Genomic DNA, 20,201 nt, shown 5'->3' on the forward strand with positions numbered 1-20,201 from the left:
AGAAACATCGTTTTAATGGAGGTCCAAAATGTCCAGCAATTTTCCCATCACTGAGCGCTTGCCCATCGGCATGTTGCTGGCGGCCAACGCCGGTGCGCTTGACGCATATACATACGTGGCCCACGGTGGCGTGTTCGCCGGCCTGCAAACCGGGAACATGATCCTCATGGGGGTCAGCGCCGGCCGCGGCGACTGGCGCGATTTTGTCGCCCACCTCATCCCGTTCCTCGTATTCGGCGTCGGCACGGCGATCATTCGCAGCCTGCAGCACGCCCTGAACACGCGTGAAGCCAAACGGCGGCGGGCAGTCATCGTATTGCTGTTCGAAGCCGCGATGGCCGTGGTCACGTCACTGGTCGCCCCCTACGTCTCGGACACCGTCACGAGCTCCCTGGTGGCCATCATCGCTGCCGCCCAGCTGCAAGAATTCCGGCGGCTGAACGGTAAGCCGTACATGTCCATCATGATGACGGGGAACCTGCGGACCGCATCGGAAGGATTCTACGACTGGCTGGTGCACCGCGACCACAAGCAGCTCAAGACCGCTACCGATGCCGCCGCCACCATCATCGTGCTCATCATCGGTGCCACCGTCTCTGGCCTGGCCGCCCACCTGATTGGCAGTGCCGGCATTGCCATCGCCGCCCCAATCTTGATTGCGGCGGTCATCTACATCCGCACGGCCAAGGTCGCAGCATAATTCAGCAACACATTCGCACCATATTTCCCGGGAAATACTTCTATCAAACGACTAAAGCGGAAAATCGCAGTGTTACGGGCGTCTAAGAACGTTTTACCATACCAACATCATATAATACGCTGATGGAATGTGCCACAGATGTGCCACCCTAATAAGTAAGACTGTCGTGTTCAGGCGGTCTTATTTTGCAATCCGTCCATGATAAGTTGAACCGACTTGTTGTATGCTTTCTTAGGTATATTTGCTCTGTGCTAATATTCATCGCCGTTCCTTCAGATTAAGGAGAGAGTTGTACGACCGTCATAAGACTATACGGACTAATCGTAGGAAGAGGCCAAGACATAACTCCAGCATCCGATCATAACACGACTGTCCACAATCTACGAGCATCGAGTCCGTAACAGTGCTATCTCGCCAAAAACAGTGAGACTCGTTGATTTCACAATGTTTTCAACACATTGCTACTTCGTTGTAGATGACCAAAATAACCGCCAAAAAGTGGATTCCGGTCGGATTCACGTGCAAGTCGTGCTTGACGTGGTGTGTGGGAACATGTAGTGACATGGCAGGAATACGGTTGGATTTTATCAGGACCAGTAAAGTTTCAGTCCATCGGAAGTAAACTCAAGTGAGTTGCGTCGTTCATTAATTTTTGCGAGGCTAAAAATACTATTTGTTCCGAAAGTACTTGATGCTAAGGACTTTTTTCTCCCCGATTTATGTTACAAAGCTTAAAATTTTGGGGTGGTGTAAACTAGGATGAGGTATTGTGAAAACAATTTCATTTAGAGTATACTTTTTCTTGAGTTGGAAGCTGAGCTGCGGAGGGGTATGATGGCAAATTGGTTGCAGAAGTTTATTTATTTGAGCTCGAATGCTGTTCCGCTACTTGTAATAATTGCAATAATTTGGCAAATTCAATTGAAGACGTGGACAGTACCGATTGTTTTACTGGTCATATCGATAGTATTAGTGTTCTCGTTCATTCTCAGCTTTTCTTTTGGGATGAAGCATTTGTCCCGCAAGACCATAAATGTTAGTGGCGTAGAATCCCAGGATAGTTGGATGTTTGGGTTTATTGTTGCGTATTTACTTCCATTTGGTTGTCTGGTGATTAAGGATTACAACAAGTTCATAGTTTTTGTAGTCCTTTCACTTTTGGTGCTCGTAGGCCTTTCCGCAGTTGTTACATTTCCCAATTTTTGGCTGTTTGTCATTGGATATCATTTCTACAAATTGGAAATGGATGGCATTGGAATGAAAGACATTCTTCTGATAAGCAAGAAAAAACGGCTTCGTAGCAAAAAGGACGTAAGGGTTGCAATTCGTATGTTTGAAAAAATTCTGATAGATACTAGTGGGGATAGATAATGTTTGAAAATAGCTCAATATTTGCGTTGGTTGATTGCGAGGACTCTACCGAACCTTACTTGATTGATGTTGATGACGAAACTCGTGCGGACATTTCATTGATTTTTTCAAATGAGGTTCAACGAATGATGAATAAACAAGAGATTGCATTTGACGGAAAATATAAACCCAGCTCTGATGAACTACTTTCAATTAACGATTTTGTGATCCCAAACACGATCTTTGATGCTGTTAGGGATCCCTTGTCGGTGCCCACGCTTAAGCGTGATGGCGATGATTCTCCTAGTATTAGAGCAATATTTGTCGGTGAGAGAGATGAGTCTGGAGAAAATGAATCGTTTACAATTGCCTTACAGCGTTTTCGAAATGATCAATACTTGTCAACAAAACGGCTTAGTCTCTTTTACGATAACCAAACATTTAAGAGGGAAAAACGTTGGGGTATCGGGGTAGGATGTAATGTAGATTGTGTGTTTTTATCAACAAAACTACAATTTGAGTCGTATTATTATGCGCGGCAAGTTTTCGATCTTAGCCAGTATTACCGTTCTGCGACTGATATTGAGGTGGAAACGTTTAGTCAATCTGGCGTGTTGGAAATTAACCACCCAGATAAGTTTGTTCAACTTGCCGATACTTGGGTAAGAAGAAAGATCGCATCAATCAATGACTCGCATGTTCTCAAGGATTATAATGCCATTGACATTCAGAAGCAGGCGAAATCAATCGGACTTCATATTGATGTGATGAAAAGCAAAGTAGTGCTGCCGGATGATAAGCAATCATTGAAGGAAATATTGGGCTTCCTTGATGAGGAAGTGTATAAGGGTGCATTCTCTGAATCAACATTTATTACAAACTCAAAACGAAAAGTACATGAAAAATAACGTTGTGCACACTATTGTTTTTGGCCGCAAGAGTTTTGAAACTAGGGGATGAAATAATTTGACCAGACGTTTTTACACATATGGAAACACAACCGTCCGAAGTGCAGTCCGCTTTCCGGGGGGCCTTACGGTACTTGTGGACAAAGGCTTCAGTGGCAATCTTGACGGTAAGGCGAGAGAAACAGAGTATAGTCTTGCCTTAGATGCTGCTGGTATTATTAACAAGAGTACGACCTCTGATGATCAGTCATCTGTTGCGCGTAAGTGGCGTTCAGCTTTCGACAAGAACGGCTTTATTACGCCCAAGTTTCGTGCAAAAAAGGCGACCGTACCGGTGCTACAGCAAGTTATCGCTAAACATCCGGAAATGGATCTGTCTTCAAAGCCTTATCAGATTACGCCACAAGGTCGGCGCCTTGCGCAAGCTACCACTACGTATGAAATGCAGGATACAATGTTGCGCGCCTTGCTCGGGATTCAGATTGATGCAGATGATGTTACCACAGCGAAATTTAAGCCTTTTGTTTTCGCATTACAGGTTATGGCTGCGTTGCGTGCGAAAAAGCAAGATAAAGGTGTGAATGAGAAAGAACTTGTTCTAATTGGCAATGTCACCGATCATTCGCAGGCCTCAGCAGTAGCAAATGAAATTATTTCCTATCGAATTGAACGTGATAAGGTCAGTGGCAAACAAAATAAATCAAAGTTTGATGCCAGTTACCTGTCCCCGTTGGCTGAAGAATGTGGGGTCAAGTATGAGTCTCTGGCAACATATACGAATCCAAATTTCAATTATATGTTGACGACAGGTTTGTTTTCTCGGCAAGGGAAGCGTCTGGTATTCAATGAAGAACGGATAGACGTCATAAACGCAATTCTTCAAACAGAGCCACAGATTATTTCGGATGACGTTGAGTATTATTATCAATTATGGAATGGCTATCCACTGCCCACTGATGACGCTGATGTCCTAATTCGGTCGATAAAGCGGCTGGCTGCCAAGCTGGAGCGCTCATATACAGATGCTGAATTACCAACTGAAGTTCCAGATCTCAAATTGTTCTTGATTCAACTTCAAATGGAAGATGACGCCGTTCACGAGCATTCGTATGCTCGCGAGCAATCAACTGATGACAACATTGAAGAAATTATCCAATATTTCCATGTGATAAACGGTGATCGGGGAAATGGTGAGGTCTTTGAAAATGCTAAGGCTAACGCTAAGTTTGATATGCCAACGTACCTTGAATGGACGTCTTGGCGTGCATTTCTTGCAATTGATGGCTTGGTGAACACACCCGATAAAGCACGTGGCTTCAACGTTGACCAAGATCTCTATCCGATTGGTAATGCTCCAGGCGGCCGTCCAGACATTGTACTTGAATACGAGGGATTCATTCTTGTTGTTGAGGTTACTCTGACCACAACGTCACGCCAAGAAGCGGCAGAAGCAGAGCCGGTAAGACGTCATGTGGCTGGGATTCAAGCGAAGCATCCGGAAAAGCCGGTGTATGGCCTGTTTTTAGCAAAGACCATCGACAATAATACGGCCGAGATGTTCCGTGTAGGTTTGTGGTACGATAAGAATGACCCCTATTTTGTCAATATTGTGCCAATGACCTTGACGCAGTTTATTCATGTGATGCAAGAATTCCAAGAAATTCGATTTGATAACACAAAAGTTGAACGCTTGGTTGAGAAGTGTTTGATCCCAAGAAATGCTACAGTTGGTCTTTGGAAGCACGAAATCGCGCATACGGTTGATGTTTACCAGTATAATTGAGTACTGCAACAGAACAAGCTGGCAAACTGCGTGTCACGCATTGTTTACCAGCTTGTTTTTTATTGGGCTATAAAAAGGTATTCCTTGACCTGGTTGTTCTTAATGTTTTTCGTTTGATTGGCAAACGAGTATTTATGGTTAACACTGAATAATTGTACCGATGAGAATTCTTTCTCTAGCATGCTGAGTAATTCAGTCTTAGTGGGCAACGAGTTGGACGAGTAGGAGAGGATGATTTTCTGATTTCGATATTTATGAAATAGAAATTCGAATGCCTCATACGTCCCTTTCTGCGTTGAAAACGGAGTTACGTAGTTCTTGAATTTTTTAGTCTTGGTGTGTTCTTGGATGGTCACACCTTGCCAATTTCTGGCAATTCCTTCAACAAAATGATAGCGCCGTACGTAGTCATTGTCACTCAACTTGCTGAAGTAAGGGGGATCCATGTAGATCAAATCTGCAGTTTCTTCCAGTTCTAGTGCATCACTATTGAAGGCGACATTTTTTTGAGAGTTATCGAAGATTGCCGCGTTGATATCACGTGCAGCCTCAATAAATTGCTGCTGCAGAGTAATTTGGAGATCACGTCTTCCATCATCATATCGATTACCAGTGTAGGTGAAGATGCCTCGGGGTCGCTTTTTCATGCAAGCACGAACCAGCGCAGCGGTAACAATGGCACGTTCATATTCGTTTGATACTGACGATAGGTTAGCGCGAATTGTGTCGATGAACAAGTTATCAATGTCGTCGAAGTACAGGTCTTTAAAAATTGTCTCGACGAACTCGTCGTTTGTCCTTGGCGTTTGCATCACTCGTTCCAGTGTTTCATCTGAAAGCGATACGTTATTGTTCTCAATCATTGCTTTAGTGAATGTGGAAGAAAAGGTCATGAAATCATTGCTGTAAACTTGCTTGCCCATAGCCTTGAACAAATAGCTAACTGTTCCACTCCCACTAAAAAGATCGAGCACGCTATCGAACTGAAGCTTCTCAGCGGCTGCGGCGATGTAAGGCAATAGTTTCTCCTTACTGCCCATGTAGCGTGTCGACGGATATTCGCTGGCCTGGTGTAAAAAGTTAGCTGTTGATGGTACCAATTCGTGATCAAGCTCGTAGTTACGGACAAGAATATCCTCACCGGATCGAGTGGCAGATTTACTACTGATCATTCGTTTTGTTTGAACTACTTCGCAATGATATTGTGCGTACAATTGCTGGATTAATGGGTGGTTGGAATTGGTTAACAATATATGGCATCCGAGATCAGTCAATCGTTGCACCTCAGCAGCAAGCTTCTTTTGATCTTCTTCACCAAATTGGTTGGCAGTGTAACGCTTGAAGTCAGCATACTTCGAAACTGGCATGTACGGAGGGTCGAGGAAAATCAGGTCGCCTGGCTGCGCGTATTTTGCAAGCACGTCCAAGTAATCACCTTCGACGATGGTTGCATCCTTCAGAGCACGACTGGCAGCACGTAAGTTAGCTTCATCAAGAATCTTGGGGTTCTTGTATTTTCCAAAGGGTACATTAAATTCACCTTTGCGATTTACACGGTACAGCCCATTGAAATCAGTCTTGTTAAGATAGATCGTTCGTGCTGCTCGCTCCACATTGCTTAGGGTTTGTGTGTCCTGTGAACGGACCTCATAAAACATATCCTTGTCATACTTGTATTTTGCCAAAGCCGAGATCAAGGATTCCACATCTTTAGCCACAGTTTGATAAAGGTTGATGATTTCTGCATTTGCATCTGCAATGATGCTTTTCTTAGGCTCTAAGTTAAAGAAAAGCGCACCACCACCAAAAAATGGCTCGATATAATTATTGTAAGTCAGTGGTAAGTTTTCCGACAAAATTTCCAGCATCTGTCCCTTACCACCAGCCCATTTCAAAATAGGCTTGGCGACGTTATCTTCTGTCATGAGTTCTATCTGTCCAATCTGCATAGTGTGATCATCCCATTATAACAAAATTGAGAACGGCCGTTTGCAGGATCCTCACCCGTTGGTAAATATTTTGGTATATTCACTGGATGATTGGTTATTTGAAAAAGATGCTTTGCCAGGTATCTGTTGAGAATTCTACGCCTACTCAGGATTGAACTTGTCTTGATTGAAAGTCTTGATTGCTTCAATTTCCTGATAGATTCGGTCGATTTCCTTCACTGGCAATTGTCGATAGTGTGACGGACTTTCGATTACCCGACCGTTGTGATCAAGATTCAGCGGAATACCATCCTCGTCCATTTCGATATATGGTGCAAAAAATTTGGCTATCTCGTTGATTTGATCGACGAGATAGTCTATTTGCCGTGGCGAGAAGTCTTCTAGTTGATGGGTCAACTGATGGACTTCCTTGAGCTTAGGCAAATATTCATCCACTCGGTCGAGAATCGCGGGGATGCTTTGGATCTCTTGCTCGTCGGGTGAGCCTAGTAAGTCTACTGGTGTGACGTTGAAGAAGCGGGCTAGTCGATTCAGCGTGTCAAAGCTTGGGCTACGTTTGTTGCGTTCAATCTTGGAGATGGTGTTGGGCTGCACTTCTATTGCCTGGGCGAGTTGTTCTTGCGTCATATCATGCTTTTCACGCAGGCGTTTGACGTTTGGACCTAAGTTTTCTATCATGTTGATCACCTCAGATTCATCATAATCTGGGCATAGGTTCAGGGCAACTTTTTAGTCCTAGTGATTGGCAAATGGATGACCTACTTCGATGATTGAAGATACCATGAATCACTCGTTATGATATTGGTAACAAGTGAGCCACGCCACTTGAATAAGACGAAAGGAGCCTCGCCGCCGCGCGCGGCGTGCAGCGCGAAAGCCGCAAGCGCGAGCGGCGGCGGTCGGCGTTAGCCGGCCGCTGTAGCCCCCAGTGTCTAATAGGGGGGCAAATACAAGTAACAAGAAATCCGACGGTAGGCATAAAGCGCCTGTGGCACGGCCTTACCGTATAGGTAAAACGCCGAATTGCTGTTAGGACGCTTGGAAAGGAGCTAACATGCTCAAAGACTTAAACTTAATTGGCGGCATGACCAACAAAGATTGGCTTGATCAAGTCCACGACGAAATGCGCGATAACAATATTACTCAAGGTCAGCTCGCAGACATGGCTAATTACAGCCGGTCACACCTGAATCAACTGCTGGGTCGCAAGAAGCCGCTCAACGATAAAGCCCGATTAGAACTGACGTTGGCGTTGCGTGCGTTGACCGGTCAGAATAATCTGGACGTCTGTATCGACTATCTCAGCGTCACCTTCAAGACGCACGACTACGAAGAGTTGATTAACGAACTGTTCCAAATCAGCCCGATCCATTTCAATCTCCACGACGGCGCTCACTACGGCTATTCAGCAACCTTGACATGCGGTGAGATCAAGATGATGTTATCACCTTACCAAGATGTGGATGCCGAAGATTACAACCCGAAAGACGACAGTGGCACAATGATTGAGCTGAAAGGTCAAGGTTGTCGCTACGTCGAATCGTATCTGCAATCGCAACATCGAACTTGGTACGATTTTCTCGAAACTTGTCTCAAACTGGATTGCCACTTCACCCGACTTGATTTAGCCATCAACGACCGCAACGGATTACTAGATGTGCCAACACTAATTGAGAAGTGCGACCATGATGAATTCAGCTCACGCTTTCGCGGGTTCAGGGACAACCGCACCAAACAGTGGCACGCCTCTGGGCGCACCTTGTACCTTGGTTCGCCACAAAGCGAAGTCAATTTCTGTATCTACGACAAGGCATTTGAGCAACATCAGAAACACCCAGAAATCGCCATTGAAGATCAACCGATCCGTACTCGCTTTGAAGTGCGGCTACGCCGCGAACGTGCCGCCACAGCGGTTGAACATCTATTGGCGACGCGCGATCCCGAACAAGTCGTGTTCGGCATCATCAATCAGTATCTGCGTTTCTTGACGCCAAGTCATAAACCCAGAAGTGAGTGGGTGTTAGATCCTCGTTGGGCGGCGTTCATCGGTAACAATCGGGATAAGCTGCGACTTTCCACTAATCCAGAACCGTTAAACTATGACCATATTACGCGGTGGTTGAGAAATCAAGTCGCACCCTCACTCAAGATGTTGCAGTTGATTGACCAGTACAATAACACAAACGAACTCAAAGCCATCATCGACAGTGGTAAGTTGACGCAACGCCACTGGGACGTGATCCACCATTTTCAGCACCAACGCAACGGTGTTATGACCGATTCAAAGCAACGTGAGAAATCAAAAAAGAGCGACTACGCCGACCAAAGCAAGTAGTCACCCTTCACAGATAAAATATGGGTTCTATCTGGTTTGATTATCTCACTCCCACCAAACTTTAGGAAGTGATTTGATTGAATATTAACGTACCAGAACAGCCAGTCTTCCTGACGATGACTAGAGCTGACCTTATCAAGCTGGGGTACAGTCCAGCGCAAGCAAGCCGTATCATCAAAATGGCAAAAGAGTTGTTGCTCAAACGTGGCCTTGGATGGTACGGTAAGAAAGGCGTAGACCGTGTTCCAGTGGAAGCAGTAGACGCAGTATTAGGCTTGAAACTAAGCCAACTTGAGGGTGCACCAAGTGGCCTTTCCGCAGTTAAGGAGGAACTATCTTGACTACGAAAGACCATATTACCAAACAGGCGGACGGCACTTTTAGCTTCCGCGTAAGCTTAGGAACTGACAAACGAACTGGCAAACGAATTCAAAAACGTGCCAGCGGCTTCAAAACGAAAACGGAGGCGAAAAAAGCAAGAGTTGCAATGTTGGCGGCGGGGATCGCCGATGATGAGGACATCAAGCAGACTAAGTTTGTCGACTTTATGGAAGACGTGTTCAAGCCTTGGTACAAAACCCAAGTAAAGCCACGCACCTACCGTCAGCGGCTAGTCTTGATGAACAGTGAGTATCTGACTAGGTTCAACGACATCATCATTGACCAAATTCGGCCGATTGATGTGCAACATTGGCAAGTCAGCGTACTCAAAGACTGTAAGCAATCCTATGCGCGTACCATCAACATTATGTTAGGCCAAGTGCTTGAACGTGCTAAGGCGCTTGGTATCATCAACGAGAATCCAGTACGGGTCGTTGGCCTCATCAAAAAGAAGAAAGCGAAGATCAATTTCTGGACGCAAGCCGACTTCCAAAAGGTACTCGCCAAGACGAACACCAACACGTACACTGGCCGCTTTGATTACACGATGTTGTGGTTCATGTTCATGTCTGGCTTGCGTAGCGGTGAAGCACGGGCGTTAAAGTGGACAGACGTTGATCTTGAAGCTAAGACGGTGAACATCAATAAGACCATGGACTATCACAACCGCAACTGGTTTGAAACTCCAGCGCCAAAGACTGCCGCCAGTCGCCGTACCGTGGCGCTTGATGATGATACCATTGCGTGCTTAGATGCGTGGCAGGTCGCACAAGCGGCGATGGTGACGTCCGAGTGGGTATTCTCACGTGATGGGATTCCGTGCTCTGACGGGCAATTTTTGGATATTGTGGACGCGTACAGTACACTCGCCAAAGTTCAGCGGATTACCGTGCATGGCCTCCGCCACTCGCATGTGTCGCTGTTGATCAGTCTCGGTGAAAACCCGCTCCAGATTAAAGAACGTCTGGGACATGAGGACATCGAAACGACGCTCGGCACTTACGGTCATCTTTACCCCAACAGTAACTTTGAAGTCGCAAAAAAGCTCAACGGGATATTCTCCAAGGAGGTGCCCGATGAGCCAAAATAATTTGAAAAGGGTCAAAACTGTGCCACAGTAAAATCGGTGGTGCTAGAAACCTTGATACCACGGGACGGGCGCGAGATGTGCCACTGTTCCCGGGAAATACTCAGCAAAACTAAAGAGGCAAAATCATGATTGAAATCTACACAGACGGCGGCAACCGTAACCACGGCAACTTCGCGGGCGGCAGCGTCAAAACCACCGACCCCAGCGCGTGGGCGGCACTGCTCATTTACGGTGAACACGAGAAAATGCTCACGGATGGCGAATTCGGCCGCACCAACAACTACATGGAAATCATGGCGGTCATCCAGGGACTCACCGCGATGAAGCGTACCGACCTTGCCGTCACCGTCTTCTCGGATTCCGCCTACGTCATCAACACCATGCAGCAGAAGTGGTACGTGAAGTGGCAACAGAACAACTGGCAAAAAGGCGGCAAGCCCGTCAAGAACGCCGCACTCTGGCAGCAGCTCCTCGCCCAGGTCGCCCGCTTCGACGACCTGACGTTCCAAAAGGTCAAAGGCCACGCCAACAACAAGAATAACAACCGCGTCGACGAGGCCCTGAACAAGACCATGGACCGGCTCGAACGCGAGCAATAAGCACGCAGACAAAAAGACCCCGACTCAAATTGAGTCGGGGTCTTTTGCACATTACAGCTTGCTCATCACGTATTCCATGTTGGCAAGGACTGTCTTGCGGCCGATCAGTTCCAGAGTTTCTGGCAACTGCGGACCGTGCATCACGCGGGTCGTGGCAATCCGGATTGGCATGTAGAGCTTGCGGCCCTTTGCCCCGGTTTCGTCGCGGACTTCATTCGTTGCGTTCTTGATGTTGAGCGCACTGAACGGGGTGATGGTCTGCATCTTCTTGTAGAAGGCGTCGATAACTGGCTTAGCCTGGTCGTCGGCGATTTCCTGCATGTCTTCGTCGGTCAGTTCGGCTGGCTCGCTGAAGAACAGTGCGGCATCGTCCACAATCTGGGCGGTGTAAGACATCTGCTGCTTGTAGAGGTTAGTCACCTGACGGACCCATTCGATGGTCTTGAGATCTGGGTCAGCTTCAACCTTACCAGCCTTAATCAGGTTGTTCAGCGCGAGGCCGGCGATTTCGTTCTCATCGGAGTTCTTGACGTACTGGTTGTTCACCCATTCAAGCTTCTTCTGGTCGAACTTAGCTGGGCTCTTGCTCAGGCGTTCTGGATCGAACTGCTTGATGAACTGCTTCTTGGTGAAGATTTCGCTTTCACCCTTTGGCGACCAGCCAAGCAGGGTGATGAAGTTGAACATTGCTTGTGGCAGGTAACCTAGTTCCTTGTACTGTTCGATGAACTGCAGGATGGTTTCGTCACGCTTGGACAGCTTCTTCCCGGTTTCGGTGTTGATGATCAGGGTCATGTGGCCGAACACTGGGTGTTCCCAACCGAATGCTTCGTAAATCGCCATCTGCTTAGGCGTGTTGGCGATGTGGTCGTCCCCACGGAGCACGTGGCTGATTTCCATCAAGTGGTCATCGATGACAACCGCGAAGTTGTACGTTGGCATGCCGTCGCGCTTCTGGATAACGAAGTCGCCCCCGATAGAATCGGAGTCGATGGAGATGTCACCCTTAACGATGTCGTTCCAGGTGTAGTTGTGGTCAGCAGGAATGTGGAAACGAATAACAGGTTCCAGACCCTTGGCCTTGGCTGCGGCGATTGCGGCTGCCTTCTCGTCCTCGCTCATGCCTTCGTATTCGTAGACATAGTGCGGCATCTCGTGGTTAGCCTTCTGCAATTCACGTTCAGCTTCGAGTTCGTCCTCGGTCTTGTAGGATTCGTATGCCTTACCTTCGTCCAGCAGCTGCTGGATGTACTTCTGGTAAATATCCTTACGTTCGGACTGACGGTATGGGCCGAAGTCGCCGCCCTTGTCCGGACCTTCATCCCAGTCGATGCCGAGCCAGTGCAAGTTGTCCTTCTGGCTCTGTTCACCGTCCGCAACGTTCCGCTTGGTGTCCGTGTCTTCAATCCGAAGAACCAGGGTCCCGTTGTTGTGCCGTGCAAACAAGTAGTTGAATAAAGCCGTGCGGGCGTTCCCGATGTGCAGGTGTCCGGTTGGGCTTGGCGCGTATCGTACGCGAATTGGTCGATCTGCCAAAATTTCTGCCTCCATTTGGTTACTCTGAGCTAACACCCAGAGCGTATATCTCAAGGCAAGCACCACAATCGTGCTGTTTACCCCATTTTCAAACAATACACATTGAATTTTACCACAACGTGCACCTAAAAAGGCAGAATCAGCCGGGAACGTTGGCGGATTTTGCCTTTTTCAGAAATATTTGCGTTGCTTTAGCCCCTTAAATCACTTGCAGGCCGGTTAATAAGTAAAAAATCCCCGCCAACGCGATGAAAACATACACGCATTGCTTCACCCGCATGATGTTCAGGTGGTCGACCACGCGACTGGCCACCATCGTCCCAATCACGGCGCCGACCATCCCCACCGCCACGAATTTCACGTCCGCCACGCTCAAGACGTTGGTCACAAAGCGCAGCGTGGTGACGTAGATTGTGTCCATGAAGAAGAACGTCTGGATACTGGCGAGGTACTCCTCCTTGGAGCTGGCGAGCGTGAGGAAATACAGTGCCATCAGCGGCCCACCGATACCAAACAGGCCGTTGAAAAAGCCCGACACCACCATAAAGATGACGGTGACCACCACCGGCAAGCGCACACTGCCGGCATTGCGGCCAAACGTGAAGTACAGCGCCAGCACAATCAGCAAGCCGCCGAGCAGGGCCTTCAGGGTGTTCACCGGCAAAACCGTGCCCAGGTGCACCGACCAGGTCGCCACCGTCGCGTACACGATAAAAGGCACGATGAGGCGTTTGAAATCGAGCGCTTTGCGGTAGCGCCACACGAGCAGCGCGTTGCCGATGAACATCGTCAGCGTGGACACGCCGGCACTCTGGCTGATGGGCAGGATGTGCGGCAGGAACACCATCAGGACAATCCCGGAACCAAAACCCGTGAGTCCCTGCACCAAGGCGGCCGCCACCGCCGCGAATACCATGATCAAAATCCAGCTCAAAGCCTTACCTCCGCCTAAAATCAATACGCCTATCGTAGCACAATGCGGGCACCGATTAACGGCGGCCACTGAACTTTTTGCCCGCGCTGTCACTTTCCCCGAAACATTGCACATAATGCGTTGTGTCCGTTTTCATTCAGCGCCAGCCGTGGTACGCTGAGGGCATAAATGATTAAGGAGGCAACATCTTGAAACAGATTAATTTGGGTAACGCCGGACTGAACGCCTCGGCCGTGGCTCTGGGCGTGATGCGCATTCCCAGCCTCGACCACAGCCAGGCCGTGAACTTGCTCGACTCCGCGCACAACGCAGGCGTTACGTTCTTCGACAACGCCGACATTTACGGCGACGGTGAATCCGAGAAGATTTTCGGGGCCGCACTGAAGGACGCCAGCTTCAGTCGTGACGACGTGCTCGTCCAGACCAAAGTCGGCATTTTCCCCGGCAAACGCTATGACTTCAGCAAGGAACACATCCTGGAAGCCGTCGACGCCAGCCTCGAACGCTTGCAGCTGGACTACGTGGACACACTGCTGTTGCACCGGCCCGACCCACTGATGGAACCAGACGACATCGCCGAAGCCTTCTTGACGCTGCAAAACAGCGGCAAGGTGCGCCAGTTCGGGGTGTCGAACTTCAACCCGATGCAGGTTGAATTCCTGCAGCAGGCAGTGCCACAGAAGCTGATTGCAAACCAGTTGCAGCTGTCCATCATGCACACGGGGATGATCGACTTCGGCATGCACACCAACATGACCGATGAACGCTCAATCAACCACGACGGCGGCATCCTGGAATACAGCCGGATGCACAAGATGACCATCCAGGCCTGGAGTCCGTTCCAGTACGGCTTCTTCGCCGGGGTCTTCATCGACAACCCGAAGTTCCCAGACCTGAACAAGAAGCTGCACGAATTGGCAGACAAGTACAACACGAACGTCAACGCCATCGCGGCCGCTTGGATTCTGCGGATTCCGGGCACGCAGGTGATTGCCGGCACGACCAACGCCGGCCGCATCGCCCAGATTGCCGAAGCGGGCAACTTCGAACTCAGCAAGCAGGAATGGTACGACGTGTACTTCGCGGCGGGGAACGATTTGCCATAAAGTGAATATCAGGTTATGAAAAAAGAGGAAATTCGCGTTTGGGCGAGTCTCCTCTTTTTCATTACGATAGAATATTGCGCGCGCTTTGCTGAAGTTCAACGAGTAATTTGGTGTGTACATGGCCAACAATCTTCCCGTGTCGTTTTTCAAAGTCGTAATTGGGAATTTGCCACAATACGATATTTCCAGAAACACCACTATCAAAATCTGCAAACGGCTGATACCAGGTTGGATTCAAAAAGTGTGAGTGCGCAACCACCATTCCAATTATCATTCCGGTTTTGGCATTGTACACATCATTCGATAAGACAATGACGTTGCGTCGTATATTACCAGACTCTGGATCATGTCCACCAAATTCTCTGCCAGAATGCGGCTCAACATCAATCGTTATGATATCTCCCGCTTTTGGCGCAGAATCTGTCATAGTTCTTTCCCCCGTTTAGAACCATCAACATCATAATCAAGTTTGTCTAAATCAGCTCTAAAATCATAATTTGCCGCCTCAGTGTACCAAGGGTTGACTCGTTGCGGTGTATACACCAACTTTCCGTCGGCGTTCTTGGTTAATACGACTTGAGTGCCCTCCTTCAATCCGGCTGAACTAGGTAGCGTGACGCTCAATGAATTTCCTGTCCGTCTAACAGTAAACGTTCCGAGTACTTCATCAACACCGTATTCTGGATATTCCATCTTTTACGCCCCTCTCTGTATCTACAAGTATATACTGACAGTACCGTGTATACAAGTATATACAAACCCAGACTGATTAATTTCGCGGCTTCTTCCCCAAATACAAACTCCCATATTCACTCGCCAGATACCGCTCAATCTCCCGCCGCATGCGGACGACACTCGGCGCGTGGGCCTGCGTCTGGTTGACCACTAGGCACAGCGTCCGGGCGAAGGGCTCGGAGAATGGATACGTGTTGACGGCGCCGACCAACTTGTTCAGCGCCAGTTCGGGCAAGATGCCAAGGCCCAGACCCGATTCCACCATCGACAGAATCGACTGGTCATCGATGGAATAGGTCAACGAGTTCGCCGACACGTGGTAGCGGTCGAGGGCGCGCTTGGTATCGCGGTCATAGTCCTGTTGCTGGAGGATGAACCGCTTGCCCGCGATGTCCGCATCGTTCACGTCACGGCCGGATGCGGGCGCGAAGGTCGTGGGGGTGACGCAATAAATGCGGTCTTGCAGCAGCGGCTCCACTTCCACGCCAGGGGCGACGGGCAGCAGCGAGAAGCCGATGTCGATCGTCCCGTTGCGCACCTGCTCCGTGATTTCGTTGAACCCGCCCTGCATGACTTCGACTTCAACCTGGGGGTATTGCTTCTTGAACGCGCGAATAATGTGCGGCAGCCAGTTGGTAGACACCGAGGAGAACGCCCCGATGCGCACCCGCCCAGCCGCGAGCCCGTTGATGTTGTCGGCGACCTGGTGCAGCTGGTCTTCGAGGTTCAAGATGCCCTGAATGACCGGCAGCACCGCCTGGCCGTCGCTGGTGAGTTCGACCCCACTGCGGCTGCGGATGAAGAGCGGAAAGCCGAGCTCTTTTTCCAGCTGACTGACACTGTGCGACACCGCGCTGGGGGTCACGTTGAGCTCGCTAGCGGCTTGGGCGAACGTGCCCTCACTGACCACGGCGGCGAATACTTGGTATGCGAAATTAGCCATAAATACTTCCTTACTGGGCACGTGCGGCCCGTGGTGACGGATTAATTCTACAGGCTTATTCTAGCATTATTTACGTCATTTAGGTGAGCTATATTCACCTCAAAATGAATTTGTTGAGCTTTATTAATGTTCGCCGGCGATTTATCCTCTAGTTGTAAGCAAAAAAACGGCTTGTGGGCCGGCAAAATTCAATGGAGGTATGAGCATGCAACTAGCAGAACGAATCATTAACAGTAAAGACGCGGGACTGGGGAACCTCCTGGCCGCCCCGAAGCAGAACCAAGTCTCGTTCGCTGGCGGCCTGCCCGACCCCGATTTGTTCCCCCAGCGCGAATTAAATGCCGGGTTCAACCGGGCTCTGGCCAGCACCACCGCTGCATTGCAGTACTCCAGTGCGGCCGGCTACCAGCCGCTGCGCAAACAACTGGCCGCCCGCCTGGTTGCCGATGGCGTGCCAGCCAGCACTGAATCCGTCCTGATCACCCAGGGCGCCCAACAGGCCCTCGACCTCATCGGCCGGCTGGTGCTCGACCCCGGCGCGCGCGTCATCGTCGAAGGACCGACGTATCCTGGCGCCCTCGCCGCACTGGGCACGTACGAACCCGAGTTTTGCACCATCCCCGTCCACGACGACGGCATGGACATGGCGCAGGTCGCTGCCACCCTCGCACGCGGCGGGGTACGGCTGATTTACACCGTCCCCGATTTTCAAAACCCCACCGGCACCGTCATGAGTCTGGCTAAACGGCAGCAACTCCTCGCTTTAGCGCGCAAATACGACGTGCTCGTGTTGGAAGACGCGCCATACCGCGCCCTGCGGTACCGCGGCACGAACCTGCCCACCCTGCGGCAGCTCGACCAGGACGACCACGTCCTGCACGTCGGTAGCTTCAGTAAGATTCTTGCCCCCGGCCTGCGCCTGGGCTGGGTCACCGGCGCCCAGCACATCATCGACCAGCTCGTGCAGCTGAAGAGCAACAGCGACCTGGAATCCAGCACCTTGACGCAGCGCGCCGTCAGCGAATACTTGGCACACAACGACCTGGACGCGCACATCAAGGTGCTGCGCCGGAATTACGCGCGCAAATGCAAGACGATGGTCACGGGCCTGCAGCGTCAGTTGCCCGCATCCGTGCACATCAGCGACCCTGCCGGCGGGTTCTTCGTTTGGTTGGAACTGCCAGCCGGCATCAACAGCGAGACCGTGCTCGCACAGGTGCAAGACCGCGTCACCTTCGTGCCCTCAACCACGCTGTATCCCGACCAGAACGTCAAGAACGGCATGCGGCTGGCGTTCACCAACCCCGACGAGGCCGCGATTCGCCGCGGGTGCCGGGAGCTGGCCGCCGGGATTAACAAAGCAATGCGGGTGACGTGTGGCGCAGCAACGGCAATGGCTTGATTCGCCATGTTTAGTGAAGGAGTGAGGTTTATGACGAAACTTCAGCCAATATCTGCGTTGGCTAACTATAATCAGTTACTAAATCAAGTTCAACCAGATAATCCTATATTTTTAACTCAGAATGGACGCAAAAAATACGCCTTAATGGACATATCCGAACTTGAAAAGCTCCAGTCCATGAACCATTTATATCAAGACATTATTCATGCGGAGTCAGGTTCAACAACCGCACTAAATGATTTTAGGATGTAAAAAAGAGAACCAGGACTATAATTCCAAGTCCTGGTTCTCTTTGTGTACCTATGCTTCCATCGCTTCCGGCAAGTGCGGCTTGTCGAAGTGGTAGCCCTGGAACTGCTTAATCCCCAGTTCCTTGGCCATCTGGATATCTGAATCGTTCTCGACGCCCTCCAGCACGAAGGTCAGGTGGTTCTCCACCGCCGTCTGGTACCAGAACTGGGCGCGTTCCTTCAGTTCGGCCGCCGTCGTCTGTTTGCGCAGGTTCTGCATCGCAAACTTGACGTTGTTGACGTACGGCAGAGCGTCGCGGACAACTTCGAAGCTGTTGTCACTGCCGACGTCATCAATCATAATTTTAATCCCCGAATCCCGGTACACGGCGCAAATTCGCCGCGTCGTCTGCGAGTCGGTTAGGTCGGTAATCTCGACGTTCAGCTGATCCGGCCCGTCCGCGCTTTCGACGAACTGGGACAGAGCTTCTGCGAGTTCCACATCCTCGAATTGGGCGGCAGTCAGGTTGATGTTAAAGGTGCGAATCCCAGTCCGGTCCATCACCGACTTGAGCAGCGCAATCTGCATCCACGCCGGCAGTTCGAACGAATCCGGCAGAATCCAGCGATCCTGCATCTTGTCGTACGTCCGCAGCAGCAACTCATGGGACTTGATCACTGGCTTGCCGTCACGCATTTCATAGATGCCCTGGACAAAGTACGCGTAGTCGCCGAGCCGCTTTTGCGAATGGTCCGTGCCCACAATCGTCTTGCCGTTCAGCGTGATCATGTCGCGGCCGTTACGCTTGCTGCGCGACAGCGAGCTATCTGCGCGCTTGTACAGCTCATTCAGGTCGTTGTCTTCCGGCAGCAGGTCGGTCATCCCGATGGACGCCGTGACGGCCAGGCTGCGCGCTTCGAATTTGTACTCGCTCTTCCGGATTGCCTGCCACACGCCCTTGATTTCCGGCAAAATGTCCTCGGCCGACTTATTCGGGAAGACCAGCGTGAACTCTTCACCCGTCGTCATCGCCATGCGGTAATCCACTTGCTTGCGATCCAGCAACGTGCGCACGGTGTCCGTGACGCCGATGAGCACCGCATTTCCCGCCAAGTGGCCGAAGCGATCGTTGATTTGGCGGAAGTTATCCAGGTCAATCTCCACGAAAGTCAGTGGCTGTTTCGTTATCAGCGCTGACTTAATCAGCTCTGCCAGTTCGTGCTGGGTATCCGCATAAGTGTCGTTTTGCGTGCCGCGCTCATAATCGGCCAGGCGTTCTAACTCGCGCCGCCGCTTGTCTTCATTGTATTGCCGCAGCCAGTAGCCAATCACGAACGCGCCCATCAGCGTGTACAGCAACATGCCCTGGAACCGGACAGCGCCGGTCATCGGCTGGCCGTGCAGGACACTTGGGGCCGCAAGCCAAAAAAGGCCCGACACCACGATGGCGCCGCTCACGTACCACTGCCACCGGCTCATGAAGAAGTCGCGGAACTGGTGCATGAAGACCACGGTGATGATGAACAGGACGAAGCTGATGAGCGTTGGCAGTGCAGTGAGGTTCGCCCAGTGCACAGTAATCCACATGGTCAGCACCGCCGCGAACTGCAGCGCGACTTCGGCCGTATTGAAGCCGCCATACATGAGCGCCAAAGTCAGGGCGTACAAGGCCAAATTATTGTAGGTTAATAGTGATTCGCCGGTGAACCAGCCCAGAGCGAGGATGTTCACCCCAAGGCCCAGCACCAAGCTGAGTAAGTTCAGATATACCCGGCGCCCCGTTGACGCTGGATGGTTAATATCTGTCGGTTCAAACACATCGGACCAAACGCGTTGGTAGTACTGAATGAAGCCAATGCTGAAAAAGCATAACGTAATTAGTCTGACGATTATCGCGGGTAAATTGCTGATAAATTGCGCTATCATAAACCTTATCTCCGTACCAAAATGCTGTTGTTTCTTTTTACCACCACTATCTTACCAATTTTGGCTAAAAAGTGTACAAGATTTTGCAAAATTATTGCTGTGCCGGATTAAAAAAGTTGCTTGTCGCGACACGACGCAAAAATTTCGACAGATATTTACTACACAATATTCCGACCCAATACCTATACCAATTTGAACAATAAACGCACACCGAACACTTTGCTGTTATGTGCACGAAAAAAGGGGTCTACACTTTCTGGTGTTGGAGATTTTTCTCCAACTCAGAGGTGTAG

General features: G+C 50.1%; 19 protein-coding genes. 11 read left to right on the plus strand and 8 right to left on the minus strand.

Going from position 1 to position 20,201, the window contains the following annotated elements:
* Window positions 1-28: 28 nt before the first annotated feature.
* The 4 genes from FC18_RS04110 (at window position 29) to FC18_RS04125 (ending at window position 4,741) form a co-directional block, all read left to right on the plus strand.
* Window positions 29-700: a YoaK family protein gene (locus FC18_RS04110; protein WP_054680073.1), complete on the plus strand. Its 672-nt coding sequence runs from the start codon at window positions 29-31 to the stop codon at window positions 698-700.
* A gap of 831 nt (window positions 701-1,531) precedes the next feature.
* Window positions 1,532-2,071, plus strand: coding sequence for a hypothetical protein (locus tag FC18_RS04115; RefSeq protein WP_156300960.1), 540 nt, complete (start codon window positions 1,532-1,534; stop codon window positions 2,069-2,071).
* Complete coding sequence (locus FC18_RS04120) at window positions 2,071-2,958, plus strand: Kiwa anti-phage protein KwaB-like domain-containing protein (RefSeq protein ID WP_054680068.1); 888 nt, start codon at window positions 2,071-2,073, stop codon at window positions 2,956-2,958. Before FC18_RS04115 ends, FC18_RS04120 begins: the two co-directional genes overlap by 1 nt.
* A gap of 136 nt (window positions 2,959-3,094) precedes the next feature.
* Complete coding sequence (locus FC18_RS04125) at window positions 3,095-4,741, plus strand: AlwI family type II restriction endonuclease (RefSeq protein WP_054680065.1); 1,647 nt, start codon at window positions 3,095-3,097, stop codon at window positions 4,739-4,741.
* A gap of 59 nt (window positions 4,742-4,800) precedes the next feature.
* Here the strand turns inward: FC18_RS04125 and FC18_RS04130 are convergent, their stop codons facing one another.
* Window positions 4,801-6,690 carry a Dam family site-specific DNA-(adenine-N6)-methyltransferase gene (locus FC18_RS04130; RefSeq protein WP_054680062.1) on the minus strand — a complete coding sequence of 630 codons (1,890 nt, stop codon included), beginning with the start codon at window positions 6,688-6,690 and terminating at the stop codon, window positions 4,801-4,803.
* Window positions 6,691-6,831: 141 nt separating this feature from the next.
* Complete coding sequence (locus FC18_RS04135) at window positions 6,832-7,368, minus strand: helix-turn-helix domain-containing protein (protein ID WP_054680059.1); 537 nt, start codon at window positions 7,366-7,368, stop codon at window positions 6,832-6,834.
* Window positions 7,369-7,744: 376 nt separating this feature from the next.
* On the opposite strand from FC18_RS04135, the gene FC18_RS04140 reads away from it, so the two are divergent.
* From FC18_RS04140 to FC18_RS04155, 4 genes are all read left to right on the plus strand, one after another.
* The gene (locus FC18_RS04140) at window positions 7,745-9,025 is read left to right on the plus strand and encodes a replication initiation factor domain-containing protein (RefSeq protein ID WP_054680056.1); all 1,281 of its coding nucleotides are present in this window, start codon (window positions 7,745-7,747) and stop codon (window positions 9,023-9,025) included.
* 77 nt (window positions 9,026-9,102) lie between these two features.
* Window positions 9,103-9,366, plus strand: a complete 264-nt coding sequence (locus tag FC18_RS04145; protein ID WP_225353758.1) for a DUF3173 family protein — start codon at window positions 9,103-9,105, stop codon at window positions 9,364-9,366.
* Entirely contained in the window at window positions 9,363-10,496 is a 1,134-nt protein-coding gene (locus FC18_RS04150; protein ID WP_082620463.1) for a site-specific integrase, read from the plus strand. Before FC18_RS04145 ends, FC18_RS04150 begins: the two co-directional genes overlap by 4 nt.
* A 125-nt stretch (window positions 10,497-10,621) precedes the next feature.
* On the plus strand, window positions 10,622-11,095 hold the full coding sequence (locus FC18_RS04155) for a ribonuclease H family protein (protein WP_054680046.1): 474 nt from the start codon (window positions 10,622-10,624) through the stop codon (window positions 11,093-11,095).
* Window positions 11,096-11,146: 51 nt separating this feature from the next.
* Here FC18_RS04155 and gltX read toward each other — a convergent pair whose 3' ends face one another.
* The gene (gltX, locus tag FC18_RS04160; RefSeq protein WP_056975529.1) at window positions 11,147-12,631 is read right to left on the minus strand and encodes a glutamate--tRNA ligase; all 1,485 of its coding nucleotides are present in this window, start codon (window positions 12,629-12,631) and stop codon (window positions 11,147-11,149) included.
* Window positions 12,632-12,830: 199 nt separating this feature from the next.
* On the minus strand, window positions 12,831-13,565 hold the full coding sequence (locus FC18_RS04165) for a sulfite exporter TauE/SafE family protein (RefSeq protein WP_056975531.1): 735 nt from the start codon (window positions 13,563-13,565) through the stop codon (window positions 12,831-12,833).
* A 188-nt stretch (window positions 13,566-13,753) separates the two neighbouring features.
* Here FC18_RS04165 and FC18_RS04170 point away from each other — a divergent pair, with 188 nt between their 5' ends.
* Window positions 13,754-14,671 (plus strand): aldo/keto reductase, encoded by a 918-nt coding sequence (locus FC18_RS04170; protein WP_054680045.1) that lies wholly within the window; start codon window positions 13,754-13,756, stop codon window positions 14,669-14,671.
* A 61-nt stretch (window positions 14,672-14,732) separates the two neighbouring features.
* On the opposite strand, the gene FC18_RS04175 is transcribed toward FC18_RS04170, so the two are convergent.
* From FC18_RS04175 to FC18_RS04185, 3 genes are all read right to left on the minus strand, one after another.
* Complete coding sequence (locus FC18_RS04175) at window positions 14,733-15,098, minus strand: type II toxin-antitoxin system PemK/MazF family toxin (RefSeq protein ID WP_054680042.1); 366 nt, start codon at window positions 15,096-15,098, stop codon at window positions 14,733-14,735.
* On the minus strand, window positions 15,095-15,364 hold the full coding sequence (locus FC18_RS04180; protein ID WP_054680039.1) for an AbrB/MazE/SpoVT family DNA-binding domain-containing protein: 270 nt from the start codon (window positions 15,362-15,364) through the stop codon (window positions 15,095-15,097). The genes FC18_RS04175 and FC18_RS04180 overlap by 4 nt, the downstream gene beginning before the upstream one ends.
* 76 nt (window positions 15,365-15,440) lie before the next feature.
* Window positions 15,441-16,349 carry a LysR family transcriptional regulator gene (locus tag FC18_RS04185; RefSeq protein ID WP_056975533.1) on the minus strand — a complete coding sequence of 303 codons (909 nt, stop codon included), beginning with the start codon at window positions 16,347-16,349 and terminating at the stop codon, window positions 15,441-15,443.
* A 205-nt stretch (window positions 16,350-16,554) separates the two neighbouring features.
* Between FC18_RS04185 and FC18_RS04190 the strand changes: the two genes are divergently transcribed.
* On the plus strand, window positions 16,555-17,751 hold the full coding sequence (locus FC18_RS04190; RefSeq protein ID WP_056975535.1) for an aminotransferase-like domain-containing protein: 1,197 nt from the start codon (window positions 16,555-16,557) through the stop codon (window positions 17,749-17,751).
* Between the two features lie 30 nt (window positions 17,752-17,781).
* Complete coding sequence (locus FC18_RS04195) at window positions 17,782-18,003, plus strand: type II toxin-antitoxin system prevent-host-death family antitoxin (protein ID WP_054680029.1); 222 nt, start codon at window positions 17,782-17,784, stop codon at window positions 18,001-18,003.
* A gap of 48 nt (window positions 18,004-18,051) precedes the next feature.
* Here FC18_RS04195 and FC18_RS04200 read toward each other — a convergent pair whose 3' ends face one another.
* A complete protein-coding gene (locus tag FC18_RS04200; RefSeq protein ID WP_054680026.1) occupies window positions 18,052-19,908 on the minus strand; it encodes a GGDEF domain-containing protein in 1,857 nt (618 codons plus the stop codon).
* Between the last annotated feature and the right edge of the window lie 293 nt (window positions 19,909-20,201).

Origin of the sequence: Lacticaseibacillus sharpeae JCM 1186 = DSM 20505 (genome assembly GCF_001436225.1) — a bacterium.
Classification (GTDB): domain Bacteria; phylum Bacillota; class Bacilli; order Lactobacillales; family Lactobacillaceae; genus Lacticaseibacillus; species Lacticaseibacillus sharpeae.